The sequence below is a fragment of the Succiniclasticum sp. genome (assembly GCF_056977735.1).
This window is the reverse complement of record NZ_DBMCWA010000020.1, coordinates 1-15777: the sequence shown is the minus strand read 5'-3', so window position 1 is coordinate 15777 and position 15777 is coordinate 1. Positions and strand designations below refer to the sequence as shown.

Sequence of the window (15777 nt, the reverse complement as noted above, 5' to 3'; positions counted from 1 at the left end):
TGGACCGGAGGAGTTTTGTAAAAAACAGATGCGATGCATTCCATTACCGTTTGATTTACGAGGCCTTGTACCTGAGGAGGACTCATGAAAAAAATGATGGGCGCGTTACTGACAGCTGCGTTGCTGTTCTGCCAGAGCGCTTTTGCGGATCAGCCCACGACGGTGCTGACGGAATTAAAATATGGAAAACAGATTACGGTGGAAATACCTGTGGTTGACGGAGCCAATGACGAAACATTCCAGCGTTCTGCCAACAACATGTTGCGTAATGCAGCAGAAGACGTGGCGGATAAAGTTGGGAAGAAAGGAAAGGTTACGTATGAAGTAACCCTGAACCGTCCCAGTCTTGTCAGCATTCTTCTGAAAGGAACGAATGGCGGGCGAACGTATTACCGCGGAGTGAATGTAGATTTGACAACCGGCCGTGAATTTACGCTGGATGATTTTTTCTTCGATAGTGATGACAGGGAAAAACTGCTGGGCAAACAGAAAGAAAATCTATTGTTTACAGAAGAAGGCGTTGTCCTTCCGGAGAAGAAAGGCGCTGCCTTTACGCAAAAGATTTCCTATCAGGAACTGCTGCCTTTGGCCCGCATCGGTGATATCGGCAGGCTTCTGACAGTTTGGAAACTGACGGAAAACAGTAATGGAAAAATTCTCACGATGAAGCAGGGGGACATGGCAGCCTTCAAATTGAATGCCAATCCCAGCACCGGCTACCAGTGGGTGCATTCTGTAACCGGCGGTCCGGCTGAAGGCATCATTAAGGCAGGCAGCTCTTTTGTGATTCCCAATTCCCAAAAGGAACAGGTTGGCACCCCCGGTACGGAGTTTCAGTTTTATGCAGCAAAAGCGGTCGGGACGTATCAGCTGAAACTGAGTTATCAGCGTCCCTGGGAAAAGATTGCCGGTATCCGGGAATGTAATGTAATGATAATTGTTAAATAATGAGAACTCATGTTATGAAGCAGCATCGCCTTTGTGACGGTGCTGCTTTCGTTAAATATAAGGAATAACGCCGGTGGGAAGAAACGTTCCTGCTTTCACTGCCGGCCAGGTGAAAAGGAGTCAATTATGCAGAAAGAAATAGAATTACTAGCTCCAGCAGGTACATGGGAAGCACTGGAAGCAGCGGTAAATGCCGGGGCGGATGCAATTTATCTGGGAGGAAAGGCCTTTGGGGCACGGGCTTATGCCAGTAATTTCGACAGGGAAGAGATGGTAAGGGCCGTTTACTTCTGCCACATGCATCATGTCCGCCTGTATGTGACGGTCAATACGTTGGTGGATGACAGGGAAATGCCAGAGCTGGAGGATTATCTGGTCTTTCTGCATAATGTGGGTATAGACGGAATCATTGTACAGGATCTGGGCGTGATTCGGGTCGCGCAAAAGCTGGTCCCCGGATTACCATTGCATGCGTCTACCCAGATGACGGTGACCAATTCTGCCGGTGTCCGGTTTGCGGCCGATCATGGGATCGTCCGTGTGGTGCCTGCCCGTGAGTTGTCTTTGTCTGACTTGAAAAAGGCAAGCGAAACCGGGCTGGAAATTGAGGCTTTTATTCACGGTGCGTTATGCGTATGTTATTCCGGCCAGTGCCTGATGAGCAGCCTGATCGGGGGACGGAGCGGGAACCGGGGACGCTGTGCCCAGCCCTGCCGCCTGCCATATACGCTGGTGGATAAAAACGGCAATGACCTGCTGGCAGGAAAAGATGCAGGGCAATACCTGTTAAGCCCGAAAGATCTGAACACGCTGCGGGTTCTGCCACAGATGATTGAAGCGGGAGTGGTTTCTTATAAAATTGAAGGCCGTATGAAGCGGCCGGAATACGTGGCGGTGGTGGTGGATGCATACCGCCGGGCTATGGACAGTTACAAAGGCGGTCATTACGAAGTACCGGAGAAAGATCTGGCGAACATAGAGCAGATTTTCAACCGGGATTTTACGACGGCCTATCTGGAAAGGCATCAGGGCCGCCTCATGATGAGCGACCGTCGTCCCAATAACCGGGGCGTGCTGGTAGGCCGCGTACAGAAGCTGAATAAGGATCATACCAAGGCGGTAATAAAACTGGAAAAAACGATTCACACAGGAGACGGCCTGGAATTCTGGGTGAAGGTCGGCGGACGCGTTGGCACGACTGTGAATACATTACGGGTTCAGGGCAGTTTGGTGGAAACAGCGGCAGCAGGAATGCTGGCCGAAATCAATGTGCCGAAGGGCGTGCGCCTGAACGACCGTGTCTTCCGGACACTTGACAGTGAACTGATGGCATATGCCGGACAGTTTTACGGTGAAAAGAACAGGAAACGTATCCCTGTTATGGCAAAGGTAACTGTATATTCAGGCAGCGCGTTACAGGTAACATTGACAGATCCGGATGGAAATACCGGGTCCGGCCAGACGGATTTTATTGCGGAACCTGCGAGGAAGCATGCACTTGATGAATCGGCGGTGCGTAAACAGATAGACCGTTTGGGAACGACGGAATACGTATTGGAAAAGCTGGAAACAGATATTGGTACAGGTCTTATGGTGCCCATGAGTGAAATCAACGAGGCCCGCCGAAAAGCCTGCGAAGCATTGGATAAAGCACGTCTGGAAGCTTTTGCGCCCAGTCGCCCGTCTGTGAAGAATGAAAACCGGCTGGCGCGGTGGCTGCAAGGGCAGGAACAAAACTGTATGAAGAACGGAAAGGCAGGACAAGGCACACAGCTTACCGCCTGGGTGGATACGGTCGACAAAGTGAAAGCGGCCCTGGAGGGCGGAGCGGATTGGATCATCTTTGGTGGCGACCGGTACAGTGTAAGAGATGTGACTTTTGCAGATTATGAAACCGCTTCAAAGCTGGTGAAGGAAACCGGGCGCAAAATTGCTTTTTCCACCCCCCGTATTGTGAAGGAAGGGCAGCTGGGGTATTTTGCAAAATTTTTGCAACAGGCTGAAACGTGCGGTGTTGACTTGTTATATGTACACAATCTGGGAATCTGGCAACTGGCACAGGATCTGGATATAAAAATACCTTTGTGGGCGGATATGAGCCTGAATATTTACAATACCCAGAACCTGCAGTTCTGGAAAGAGGCAGGCGCAGCCGGTGCGACCCTTTCTGTGGAGCTGAACATGGGGCAACTGGCTCATCTGGTCAGGGTCAGTCCGTTGCCGCTGGAGTGTATGGTACAGGGACCTATTGAGATGATGGTATCTGAATACTGTGCGGGGGGCAGTTTCCTGGGAAATCTGGATAAAGGCTCCTGCACGTTCCAGTGTAAAGAGGAAATCTATCTGCATGACCGGAAAGAAGCAAAATTCCGCCTCGCCGGTGACCAGTTCTGCCGGATGCATGTGCTGAACTCGCAGGACCTGTCCGTATTGGGAGGTCTTCAGGAACTGCGGGACATGGGGATTTCCCGGGTACGTGTCGACGGGAGGGCGTATGAACCGAACCGGCTTACGGTGTTAGTGAAAACGTTTAAAGAAACTCTGGCGTTGCGGGGCGGGATGGTGGAGAACCTGCCGGGGACTACAAGGGGTCATTATTACCGAGGTGTACTGTAGTTGTTCTTACAAGCTTCGATACTGTAAACGTTGCGGCTTTGGCCCGTAGCTTCGGCGAGGGACGTTTCCGTAATCAGTCACAAAAATTGCCGGGCAGCGTGCCTGCGAATGCATCATTGTTTCCTTAAATAAAAGACCATGGGAGCAGAACGCGCATCCCATGGTCTTTCGCTGATATTACATTTTTGTATTTCAGAAGAAATCAGGTCTTTTCTGTCTAAATTTTTTCTAACTTTACCCGGAACGATATCTTGCGCGGCGTTTCCATGCTGTCGAACTGTATCACGTGTGCACCCTTATCCTTGTCTGTTTCGGTGACAGTACCGGTGCCGAACACAGCGTGGCGCACCCGTTGTCCGATGGGAAAAGCTACGTCGCTTTCCTTCTCGGGCATATATTTCTGGCTGAGAACGATATAGTCCCTGGCTTCTTTGATCAGTTCTTCCCTTGGCTCTTCTGTATATTGTAGCAGGTTTTTGTCGATATCCAGAATAAAGCGGGAAGGATATTGGGGTGAGCCGTCAAAGTTACGGCCGGATCCCCGGGATAAATACAGTCTGTTTTTGGCGCGGGTTACAGCGACAAAAGCCAGTCGCCGTTCTTCTTCCATGGCTTCCTGGGTTCGAACCTTCCGGGAAGGGAAGATCCCCTCGTTCATACCGCACAAAAAGACCGTGGGAAATTCCAGTCCCTTGGCTGCATGGACGGTCATCAGTTTTACTTTGCCTTTGGCTTCCGCGCTGTCAGCGTTGGTAAACAGGGATACGTGGGTTAGATAATGCGACAGGGAGACTTCCTCACCACAGGTGGTTTCATATTCGTAGACGGACTGCTTCAGTTCAGCTATATTGTCAAGCCGTTCCTGACTTCCTTCCGTGCGCAGCATTTTTTCATAGCCGCTTTCGTTGAGAATGGCCGCCAGCACCTCCGATACAGGACGGCCTTCGTAGTCAGTGGCATACCGTTCTATCAGGTTTATAAACTGATGGGCTTTGGTTCCCTTAAAGATGGGGTCTTCCAGTGTTTCTGTCAGTGCCCGGTATAACGTGCAGCCGTGCTGTGCCGCATAGTCTTCCAGAAAAGCCAGCCGCCGTTTTCCCATGTTGCGTTTCGGTGTATTGACGATCCGGCGGAAGGAAAGATCGTCTTTGAAAGCGATCATGCGCAGATAACTGAGGGCGTCTTTGATTTCCATGCGGTCGAAGAACTGCACGCCGCTGTAGATGGTGTAGGGAATCTTTTCCTGCAGGAATATCTGTTCGATAGTCCGGGTCACGTAATGGGCCCGATACAGCAGGGTGATGTCCGTATAATCGACGCCTTCAGCCTGCAGCCTGCGAATTTCGTTACAAATCCACTTCGCTTCATTTTCCTGAGTATCCGCAAAATGGCACACCACATGTGCGCCGTCGGGACACCGGGACAGCAGTTCCTTTTGCATTCGATGTCGGTTTTTTTCAATGAGGGAGTTGGCTGCCGCCAGAATTTGCGGCGTAGAACGGTAATTTTCCATCATCATGATGGTCCGGGTACCCGGGAATTTCGTATCAAAATCCAGCAGGAAACGTCCGTCAGCGCCCCGCCAGGTGTAAATGGTCTGATCCGGGTCGCCTACTATAAAAAGATTCTTGTGCCAGGCGGCCAGGACTTCCATCAGTTCGTACTGCAGGGAATCGATATCCTGGAACTCGTCAATCATGATGTATTCCAGTCGTTGCTGCCATTTCTGGCGGATATCCTTCCTCTCTTTGAAAATATGCAATGTGAACTTGATAAGGTCGTTGTAGTCCAGGCCGAAGCATTTCTTTTCCTGGTAGAGGTAGCCGTAAAAAATGATATCTTCCGTTCTGACGGCACCGTCATACTTTTCTTTCAGTGTTTCCAGAGGCAGGGCAATCATATCTTTATAATAATCCGGCCTTTTAAACAGTTTCTGAATTTCGATCATATCCCTGGCCATGGAAAAGGTCATGTCCCGAAGGGTCAGGCCCCGTTCTTCATAAATGATCTGCAGCATGGCATCGATGTCAGAGTTATCCAATACCAGAAAACTTTTGGGATAACCTGCAGCATAGCTGTCTTCCTGCAGGACGGATACACAAAAGCCGTGGAAGGTGTTGATGTAACCCGTATCGTTGTCCCCGGTCAGATTGTGGATGCGCTGCCGCATCTCATTGGCGGATTTGTTGGTGAAGGTGACGCACAGGATATTGCCCGGCAGGATGCCAAGCTCATTTACCAGAAAGGCAAACCGGTGGGAAAGGGCCCGGGTCTTTCCCGAACCTGCCCCGGCAATGACACGGATAAACCCTTCTGTAGCGCATACTGCTTCCCGCTGTGACGTATTCAGTTTCTGCATTGTGTTTGAATATTCGTTTGTGTCTTCCATGTACAAAGCCTCCAAAGTAAAAAAACAAACGTTCGTGTTTATTGTACCATATAGACTGAAAAAAGAAAAGCGGACAGATCAAAGAAGTTTCATGGTGAATGATCTGAAAACCTTGAAAGAAGCTGTATCGGAAAAAGCAAAGACGCGGATGCATTTTTGTGATACGTTTGGCAAACAGATATGATATAATCAGATGAACAGGAAAAATGAAAGGGATTCGTGTGAGTGGATGAACTTTTACTGTGTTTTATTATTTATCATTCAATAAAAGAGGAACTGTATGAACAATCGTATTTCAGGGCGTTTTGCTGTTAAGACGCTTGAGTTTGACAAAGTTAAACAAAAAGCCGCAGAAAAAGCGGCAACGGAGCTTGGGAAAGAAAAACTGCTTGCGCTGGGTATCTCTTCTGACTTTGAGACGGTAAAGCGTATGCACATGGAAACGGCGGAAGCGTTGCGAATTTTGAATACAGGCAGACGGTTCCCGTTCGGCGGCCTGTACAGTATCACGGATGCGGTGAAACGGGCCCGTATCGGCAGTGTGCTTGACGTAGAAGAGCTGATGCAGATTAAATCCAGCATGCAGGCTTTTGGGGCTTTAAAAGTGTTTTTGCTGACCGAAAGCGACGATCATCCCAATCTGGCAGAATACGGAAGGGGGCTGGCAGAGTTTCCCAGGCTGGTACGTCAGCTGGAGAAAAGTATTTCGGATAAAGGGGAAATACTGGATACGGCATCTGTAAAACTGGCAGGGCTGCGTACCGGGATTGCGGCTGCGAAAAGCAAGGTCAGGTCACAGTTGGAGAAGATCCTCCATGATCCGAACAATCAGAAATATTTTCAGGATGCACTGGTCACCATGCGGGGAGACCGGTATGTGATTCCCATTAAACAGGAATACAGGGCAAACTTTCCCGGTATCGTGCATGATCAGAGCGGGACAGGCGCTACGCTGTTTATTGAACCCATGACAGTAGTAAACCTGAATAATAATATTAAACGGTATGTTGCAGAAGAAAAGGAAGAAATCGAGCGGATTCTGCGGCAATTATCCGGCGCCGTAGGCGCAGAAGGCGAAACGCTTTTGCGCTGCCTTGATCTGGCAGCAGATGTAGATGCGGTGTATGCCAAGGCGCTGTTTGCGTTAGAAACAAAGGCCTGCCAGCCACAACTGGTATCTAATGGCGGTTTGCGTATTGAGAAGGGGCGCCATCCGTTATTACCTGCGGAAACGGCGGTGCCGCTGGATGTGAATCTGGGGGAAACGTTTCATACGCTGCTTGTAACGGGTCCCAACACTGGCGGTAAGACGGTAGCGCTGAAAGCGGTAGGCCTGTTTGCCCTGATGAGCCAGACAGGTATGTTTATACCGGCACTGAATGCTAAACTCCCGGTATTCCGGGCTGTGTATGCGGATATTGGGGATGAGCAGAGCATTGAGCAGAGCCTTTCCACGTTCTCCGGGCATATGATGAATCTGGTCAGCATTCTTAAGGATGTGAGAGAACGGGACCTGGTGCTCGTAGACGAGATCTGTGCAGGTACGGATCCCAACGAAGGCGCGGCGCTGGCCATGTCCATTCTGGAGCATCTGACCAAACAGGGCGTCTTTACCATGATGACGACCCACTACAGTGAATTGAAGACCTTTGCTTATGGCCGGGAAGGAATGGAAAATGCCAGCGTGGAGTTTAATCCGGATACGCTGCTTCCCACGTACCGTCTGCTGATGGGCGTACCGGGCAACAGCAATGCATTCAATATCAGCCGCCGGCTGGGCCTGCCGGAAGAAATTGTCCACAATGCCGGCGACTTGCTGAATGAAGAGCATGTGCATATGGAAGATGTCCTTCAGGGGCTGGAAGGAGAACGGCGCCGCTTTGAGAGCCGCAGCCGGGAAGTGGAAGAACTGCGGTATGAGAGCGAGAAACTGCGGAATCAGCTGGCCTGGCAGAAAAAGGATTTTGAAAAACAGAAGAACGAGCTGTTACGCAAGGCGCGGTATCAGGCGGATGAGATTTACCGTTCCAGCCGCCGGGAAGCAGAGGCTGTGTTAAAAGAACTGCGTTCCCTGAAAGCAGATATGGATGTACGGGCATTGCAGGCAAAAGCGGAAGAGGCCCGGAAACGGCTGGACAAGCATATGAGTCTTGACGAACCGTTGCCGGAGGGAACGCCCCTGACACCGGATAATGCCCGTTCCGGTATGACGGTGCTGGTAAAGTCCCTGCGTAAGAACGGGACGCTCCTGGAAGTGAAGGGAAAAGACGGGCTGGTTTCCGTGGGCGTGCTGAAAATGACGGTGCCGTTGTCCCAGTGCCTTCTTGTAAAAGATAAACCACAGGAAGTACCGAAACCTCCCAAATCTTCCAAATACAAAAGCAATGCCTCCCATGCCATGTTTGTTGTAAAAACAGAAACGGCGGACCAGGAGGTAGATGTACGGGGCATGACTACAGATGAAGCAATCCTCTTTGTGGACCGGGCCATTGATGACGCGCTGCTGGCGGGGATTTCCCAGGTCCGTATCATTCACGGCAAAGGTACCGGCGCACTGCGTGCGGGACTGCACGCATATCTGAAAAATCATAAGAGCGTGGCGGGTGTAGCGCTGGCGGATTTGTCCATGGGTGGCGCCGGGGTAACGGTGGTAACGGTAAAATGAATGTGTTTTTTACAATATACTAATTCTTGCGTTATGACTGTAAAAAAGTCACAATATATTGCAATTTCGGCTTGTGATTCTATATAAAAAGGTGATATAATAACTATATATGTGCTAGGAGGGGCGATGTATGGCATTTGTTGTTAAGAAGTTCGGCGGCAGCAGTGTGGCTACGCCGGAGAAAATTTTTCATCTTGTGGACCGGGTACTGGCTGAAAAGAAGCCGGATGACAAAATTGTGATCGTGGTTTCTGCCATGGGCGATACCACAGATGATCTGCTGACGCTGGCAGGGAGGATTACCGACCATATGCCCAAGCGGGAAATGGATATGCTGCTGGCGACAGGCGAGCAGGTTTCTATCGCATTGCTGGCCAGTGCGTTTATGGAACGGGGCCAGAAAGCAGTTTCCTTTACAGGTTTTCAGGCAGGCATCCGTACCAATGCAAGCCATACCAAGGCAGGGATTCTGGAAGTTAAGGCAGATCGCGTGATGAAAGCGCTGGAAGAAGGCAATATCGTAATTGTAGCCGGGTTCCAGGGTATCACGGAAGAAGGCGATATCACTACATTGGGCCGCGGCGGCAGCGATACGACAGCGGTAGCGGTTGCGGCAGGCCTGAAAGCGGATATCTGCGAAATCTATACCGACGTGGACGGCGTGTACACAGCTGATCCCCGGGTAGTACCCAATGCAATCAAATTAAAAGAGATTACCTTTGGGGAAATGCTGGAACTGGCCCGTCTGGGGGCCGGTGTTATGCAGCCCCGTGCTGTGGAATACGGCGAACTGACCGGAACCGACATTCATGTCCGTTCTACCTTCAACAGGGTAGAAGGGACGATTATCAGAGGGGAGTATACGATGATGGAAGAAAAGAAATTCATTATTCGCGGTGTGGCGAGCGATTCTAATGTAGCAAAGATTGCGGTGCGGGGCGTGCCTGATGTTCCCGGCGTTGCATATCAGATTTTTGATGCGCTGGCAAAGGAAAACATTGCAGTGGATATGATCGTGCAGAGCGCGACGAATATTAAAGAAAAGAATGATATTGTATTTACCGTGACCAAGACTGATATGGCAGATACGGTAGGCGTACTGGATCAGCTCAGGGATAAGGTCGGCTTTGCCCGGGTGGATGTGGAAGCCAATGTTGCCAAAGTCTCTATCGTCGGAGCGGGTATGTTGGGGAATCCCGGCGTAGCGGCGCGTATGTTCGGCGCACTGGCCAGCGAAAACATCAATTTGGATGTTATCAGTACCTCTGAAATTACAATTTCCTGTCTCATCGCCAAAGAAGATGAGAAGAAAGCCGTGAACGTGGTGCACCGATTTTTCTTCCCGGCTGATGAAAAATAAAGGATTTGCAGAAGTAGCAGCGTTATTGGAAAAGATGAAGGATGATGTTTGAAACGGTTGACGGTCTGAAGAACCGAAAGGGGAGAGTGTAAAATGTATACAAGCTTTGCAGCGCCTCAGGCAAAGGGGAAAGCTGCCAATGATATTATTTTTGCAGCTAATGCGCTGGCCGTGGCGGATGCGACGGCTAACGGCGCAGAAAATGTAACGAACGGCACGATCGGCGCTATTTTAGATGACGATTCCAAACTTGTGTGCCTGCCTACTGTAGAGGCAGTGTTCCGTAATCTGCCAATTAATGAAGTGATTGCCTATGCACCTATCGCGGGTACGCCAGATTTTCTTGATAAAGTGCAGGTTGCCACATTCGGTAAATCCCGTCCCAACGGGTTCACCCGTGCGGTAGCGACGACCGGAGGAACCGGCGGTATCCATCATGCAATCTGGAATTATACCGAGGCCGGTGATACGGTAATCACCGCAGACTGGTACTGGGGAGCCTATAAGGTGCTGTGCCTGGACATGGGGCGCAAGCTGGACACCTATAAGATGCTGACGGATGACGGGACATTCAATCTGTCTGCTCTGACTGAAAAAGTAAATGCGCTGCTGGCAAAGCAGAACAGCATTATGGTCATCATTAACACGCCTGCCCACAATCCGACCGGTTACAGCCTGACCAAAGAAGATATGGACCAGGTGGTGGCCATGCTGAAGAAGGCAACGGAAGCTACGGGGAAACAGGCAATTCTGTTCCTGGATGCGGCGTATCTTGATTATGCAGGCGAGAAAGACGCGGTTCGCGAAGTTTTCAAAGCCCTGGATAATCTGCCGGAACGGGTGCTTGCCATCGTGCAGTACAGTATGTCCAAAGGCTTTACCATGTATGGTCAGCGGCTGGGCGCCATGATCTGCGTTTCTTCCAGCGAAGCAGCGGCAAAAGAATTCTTTGAAATCAACCAGTATACAAGCCGTGCTACCTGGTCTAACAACAACCGGGCGGCGATGCGCACGCTGGTGCAGATTTACAGTGATGAAGCGCTGCTGACGGCAGTAGAGGCAGAACGGGATCATTACTACAAGATGATCAAGGCCCGAGCCGACGTATTTGTGGAAGAAGCCAAAGCCTGCGGGCTGCCGATGATCCCTTATATTGCGGGATTCTTCCTGTCCGTTCCCTGTGAAAATTCGCAGGCTGTGTGCGATATTCTGCACAAGGATCATATCTATCTGGTCCCGCTGGCGGCCGGTGTACGTATTGCACTGTGCTCCATCCCGCTGAAGAAGATTCCTGGCATCGCCAAGAAACTGAATGATGCGCTGAAGGCTGTGGAAGCGGCAAAATAAAGAGTGGTTATGAATCACGTAACTTAAGGAAACCGGTCTGATACTGTTTCCTTTTGACAGATCAGAACAAATCAGGCTGAAGATAAAACTTCAGCCTTTTTTGCAATAGTAACAAAATGGAGGCCCTTTATGCTGCTGATTACCTTACCGGACGGTACAAAAAAGAAATACGCCCCGGGAACGACCCTGGCAGAGATTGGAGAAGCGGTAGCCGGCAATTATGATTCGCCTCTGGCTGCAGGCGTTTTTAACGGACAGGAATACAGTCTGCGGTATCAGGTTACCGAAGACGGGGAAGCGGCTTTTATCCCCATGAATTCCGTAGAAGGAATGCGCGCCTTTGTCCGCAGTATCATATTTGTCTGTGATGTGGCGATGAAAGCGCTGTTCCCCGATACGAAACTGGAGGTCTGCAATTCGCTGGGCAGCGCCTTATACTGTATTATGCCTGAAAACCCGCTGGCCCCGGCACAGTTAAAGCAGCTGGAAGAAAAAATGCGCAGCATCATTGCGGAGAAACATCCTATTGTGACGTTTCCGGTTGACCGGCAGGAAGCGATTGAGAGGGCAAAGAAGGATCCGTATCTGGGGGAAGATGTGCTGGCGATGATTAAGATGGCGCCGGAATCCGAAACGCTTTTTGCCTACGAACTGTGCGGGATACGGGAGCCATTTTTTGAACCATTACTGGCCAGCACGGAACATCTGTCGGCTTTTGAACTTATTCCGTTTGACAAGGGATTTGTCATTAATTATCCGGAGATGAACGATTATAAGAAACTGCCGCCCTGGGATACAGTGCGGCGTATCAATCATGCCTACCAGGAAGCGGAAGAATGGTCCGCCATGATTGGCTGCAACACAGTTTCCAAGCTGAACCGTATTATACGGGAAGGAAGGGCCGATAAGATCATCCGGGTGGCGGAAGGACTGCAGGAGAAAAAGTTCGTTGCCATTGCTGATTACATCACAAAGCACCGGGATAAACTGAAATTCATTCTGATTGCAGGGCCGTCTTCTTCCGGAAAAACATCTTCCAACCAACGGCTTTGCGTCCAATTGGAAGTGAACGGGCTTCATCCGATTCCCATTTCGATGGACAATTATTATGTGAACCGGGAGGATACACCGAAAAATCCTGACGGGACCTATGATTATGAGCGGGTGGACGTGATTGATATTCCTTTGTTCAACGAGCATCTTGCCCAGCTGCTTAGGGGCGAGACCGTGATGCTGCCATATTATAATTTCATGACCGGGCACAGGGAATATCGCGGGCAGAAGATGCGTATGCGGGAAAACAGCGTTTTTGTAATTGAAGGGATCCACGCGTTGAGCCGGAAGGTAACGGAATCGGTTCCGGATGAAAACAAGCTGAAGATTTTTGTCAGTGCCCTTACAACTATGTCGCTGGATGCTTTCAACCGCATTCATACCACGGACCTGCGAATGCTGCGGCGTATGGTCCGGGACTCCCGATTCCGTTCCCATGATGCCCTTGACACGATCAAAATGTGGCCGTCAGTACGCAGAGGAGAGGAACAGTATATTTTCCCGTGTCAGGAGGATGCAGATATTTTCTTTAATACGTCGCTGATTTATGAACCGGCAATTTTACGGAAATTTGCAGTACCTTTGTTACAGACGGTGCCGCCCGAAGAGAAGAGAGAATATTTTACAGCGTGCCGTCTGCTCCGCCTGCTGCGGCTGATAGAACCGCTTGACGAGGACATGATTCCCAACAATTCCATTTTAAAGGAGTTTATCGGCGGTTCGGCTTTTGAAAAAGAATTATAAAAGAAGGATTTATTTACATAACGTCATTTCTGAAACAAAAAACTCCCGCGGGTTTATTGGCCAGCGGGAGTTTAATCTTATTACGTTTAATCTTATTACAATATAGAGTTAAAATAACCTGATACTACTTTTTGTCAGCCTTCTGCTGTGGCTTGACCGGTGTTGGCTTGGCTGGCGCCGGTTTCGTCGGAGCCGGCTTGACGGGAGCCGGTTTGCTCAGCGTAGAACCGCTTTTCTTTTCCGGTTTATTGCTTACGACCGGCTTCTCTGAATTCTTGGACTTGGGCTTTACAATTTTTGGCGGTTTGGCCAGGGGGTCGTTTTGTAGTTTGGTTTCTTCTTCCTTATTCTTATCTTTATCTTCTTCTTTACCGATATCTTTGCCTACCGGGGTAACGGCTCCTGCCGGACGGGTAAAATCGGCATAGGGAACTTCCTGGATGGCATTGACCATGAAATCGTGCCAGATGCTTAACGGAGCTCCGGAACCGTACATTGCGCCCATGCTGCGGTTTCTGTCGTCACCTACCCATACAGCGCAGGAAAGGTTGGGCGTATAGCCGCAGAACCAGGCATCCTTGGAATAATCGGTAGTACCGGTTTTGCCGGCTGCCGGGCGGCCGATACCGGAACCGCCTGCTGTACCGCTGATCAGTACGTCTTTTAACATATCCGTAGTCTGATAAGCTGCTTTGGCGCTGACGACCTGTTTCGGCGCAGGTTTATGTTCGAAGATGGTTTTGCCGTTGCGGTCTAAAATTTTGATAATGGAAACCGGCTGGTTCAACACCCCGTTGTTGGCGATGGTTCCATATGCAACAGCCATATCCAGCGGGCTGACGCCCTTGGTCAGACCGCCTAACGCCATGGCAGGGTTGTTGTCGGTATACGGGCCGTCTTCCACTAACGAGGTGATGCCGCAGGCTTTGGCCATTCGCATGACTTTATCGGTACCGACCCGCAAGGCTACACGGATTGCGGGTATGTTGTAGGAACGGGACAGGGCGGTACGCAGGGTTACCGTTCCATGGAAACCGCCACCGGAGTTCTGGGGAGCCCAGCCGCCAATCTGCAACGGTTTGTCATCCACCATGGTCGCTGCAGTCAGACCGTTATCCATGGCTGTCAGATATACAAAGGCTTTGAAAGCGGAGCCGGGCTGCCGCTGGGCGAGCACGGCACGGTTGAACTTGTCCTGGCCACGGCCGCCTACCATGGCTTTGATATAGCCGGTGGTGGGATCCAGTGCGACCAGACCTGCCTGGGGTTGTGTCAGGTGGTCGGGATCTTCCGTCCAGATATCTGGCAGATATCGTATGGCATGCTCTGCTTTGGCCTGCATGCTGCTGTCCAGTGTAGTGTAGACCTTCAGGCCGCCTTTAAATAACGCATCCGCTCCGTACTTGTCGATAATCTGCTGGGATATATAATCAAAGAAATAGGAACGGAGGTCCTTTTGCTTGCCTGTATTGTCTTCTTTGCGGATTTTTACCTCTTCAGCTTTGGCTTTTTGCGCATCGGCCTGCGTAATGTGTCCGTATTTTACCATCTGGTCCAATACGATATCCCGGCGCTCTTTGTTGGCCTTTGGATTCTCCATGGGATCAAAGTAGTTGGGGCTTTTGGGAATGGCTGCAAGCGTAGCGGCTTCCGCGAGGGTGATATCCTGGACATGTTTTCCAAAATATGTCAGCGATGCAGATTCCACGCCGTATGCGCCTTCTCCAAAATAAATCTGGTTCAGGTACATATTCAGGATTTCGTCCTTGGTGTATTTGTTTTCCATCTGCCTGGCCAGGAACGCTTCCTTGATTTTCCGTTTAATTGTACGTTCCTGGGTCAGAAATGCATTCTTCGCCAGCTGCTGGGTAATGGTACTGCCGCCCTGAACTTCCTGCCCCATAATGTTGCTGACCAAAGCGCGGAACGTTCCCCTGTAATCGATACCGCTGTGTTCATAGAAACGGTTATCTTCAATAGATACAAACGCAGCCCGGACATGTTTGGGGATTTTCTCCAGCTTTACCGGAAGCCGGTGCTCGGCCGAAGCCGTGGTATAGATAATTCTGTTTTCATTATCATAAAACTGGGAAACCGCATCAGGAACCAGGCCTTCTTCCATAGCGGAATCCGAGATGGAGTATCCGCAGGAAGCCGTAAGCATGGCCGCAGTAAACAAAGCGGTGAGAGTGATCAGAAGTTTCCCCTTAAATAATGAAGAAGTGCTGTTCATGTCTACCTCATCTTTCCTTAAGTGAAAATTGAATTATGCAGAAGCATATTACATTATAGCATTATAACTTTGATTTGTCATTAAAGGATACTGATTGTCACACTTTATTTCCAAAATTTTCCATAGCACAAAGGATTGTATAGGAAAGAAAGGTATACCACAAGAAGAAAAATATTTATGAAAAACAGCCCGGGAGCCTCTTGCTTTTTTGTTGGAAAAGAGATAAAATACACTTACCCGCCAAGTACGGGCAAAGTTTTTTTGAGAATAAATCAAAAAAGTAGTTGACAACATCAGCCAGATGTAGTAAACTATGCAAGTCGTCGGTTGACGGCGGAACCTTGAGAACTGAATAACGAACCAGATGAATGTGCGGGTCAGCTCTTTTTAGAAGGAGCGGCCTAAAAGAAGTCAAAGAAATT

General features: G+C 49.9%; 8 protein-coding genes. 6 read left to right on the top strand and 2 right to left on the bottom strand.

The window, feature by feature from the left end:
- The first annotated feature begins 84 nt into the window (after positions 1–84).
- Entirely contained in the window at positions 85–948 is an 864-nt protein-coding gene (locus tag ACZOWY_RS10530) for a protease inhibitor I42 family protein (RefSeq protein ID WP_484397288.1), read from the top strand.
- Positions 949–1074: 126 nt separating this feature from the next.
- Positions 1075–3564 (top strand): U32 family peptidase, encoded by a 2490-nt coding sequence (locus tag ACZOWY_RS10525; RefSeq protein ID WP_484397282.1) that lies wholly within the window; start codon positions 1075–1077, stop codon positions 3562–3564.
- Positions 3565–3781: 217 nt separating this feature from the next.
- Here ACZOWY_RS10525 and ACZOWY_RS10520 read toward each other — a convergent pair whose 3' ends face one another.
- Positions 3782–5953 (bottom strand): ATP-dependent helicase, encoded by a 2172-nt coding sequence (locus ACZOWY_RS10520; protein WP_484397278.1) that lies wholly within the window; start codon positions 5951–5953, stop codon positions 3782–3784.
- 280 nt (positions 5954–6233) lie between these two features.
- Here ACZOWY_RS10520 and ACZOWY_RS10515 point away from each other — a divergent pair, with 280 nt between their 5' ends.
- From ACZOWY_RS10515 to ACZOWY_RS10500, 4 genes are all read left to right on the top strand, one after another.
- Entirely contained in the window at positions 6234–8618 is a 2385-nt protein-coding gene (locus ACZOWY_RS10515) for an endonuclease MutS2 (RefSeq protein ID WP_484397273.1), read from the top strand.
- A gap of 130 nt (positions 8619–8748) precedes the next feature.
- On the top strand, positions 8749–9978 hold the full coding sequence (locus ACZOWY_RS10510; RefSeq protein WP_484397269.1) for an aspartate kinase: 1230 nt from the start codon (positions 8749–8751) through the stop codon (positions 9976–9978).
- A gap of 93 nt (positions 9979–10071) precedes the next feature.
- A complete protein-coding gene (locus ACZOWY_RS10505) occupies positions 10072–11325 on the top strand; it encodes a pyridoxal phosphate-dependent aminotransferase (RefSeq protein WP_484397264.1) in 1254 nt (417 codons plus the stop codon).
- 129 nt (positions 11326–11454) lie between these two features.
- Entirely contained in the window at positions 11455–13122 is a 1668-nt protein-coding gene (locus tag ACZOWY_RS10500; protein WP_484397259.1) for a uridine kinase family protein, read from the top strand.
- Between the two features lie 124 nt (positions 13123–13246).
- On the opposite strand, the gene ACZOWY_RS10495 is transcribed toward ACZOWY_RS10500, so the two are convergent.
- On the bottom strand, positions 13247–15355 hold the full coding sequence (locus tag ACZOWY_RS10495; RefSeq protein ID WP_484397254.1) for a transglycosylase domain-containing protein: 2109 nt from the start codon (positions 15353–15355) through the stop codon (positions 13247–13249).
- Between the last annotated feature and the right edge of the window lie 422 nt (positions 15356–15777).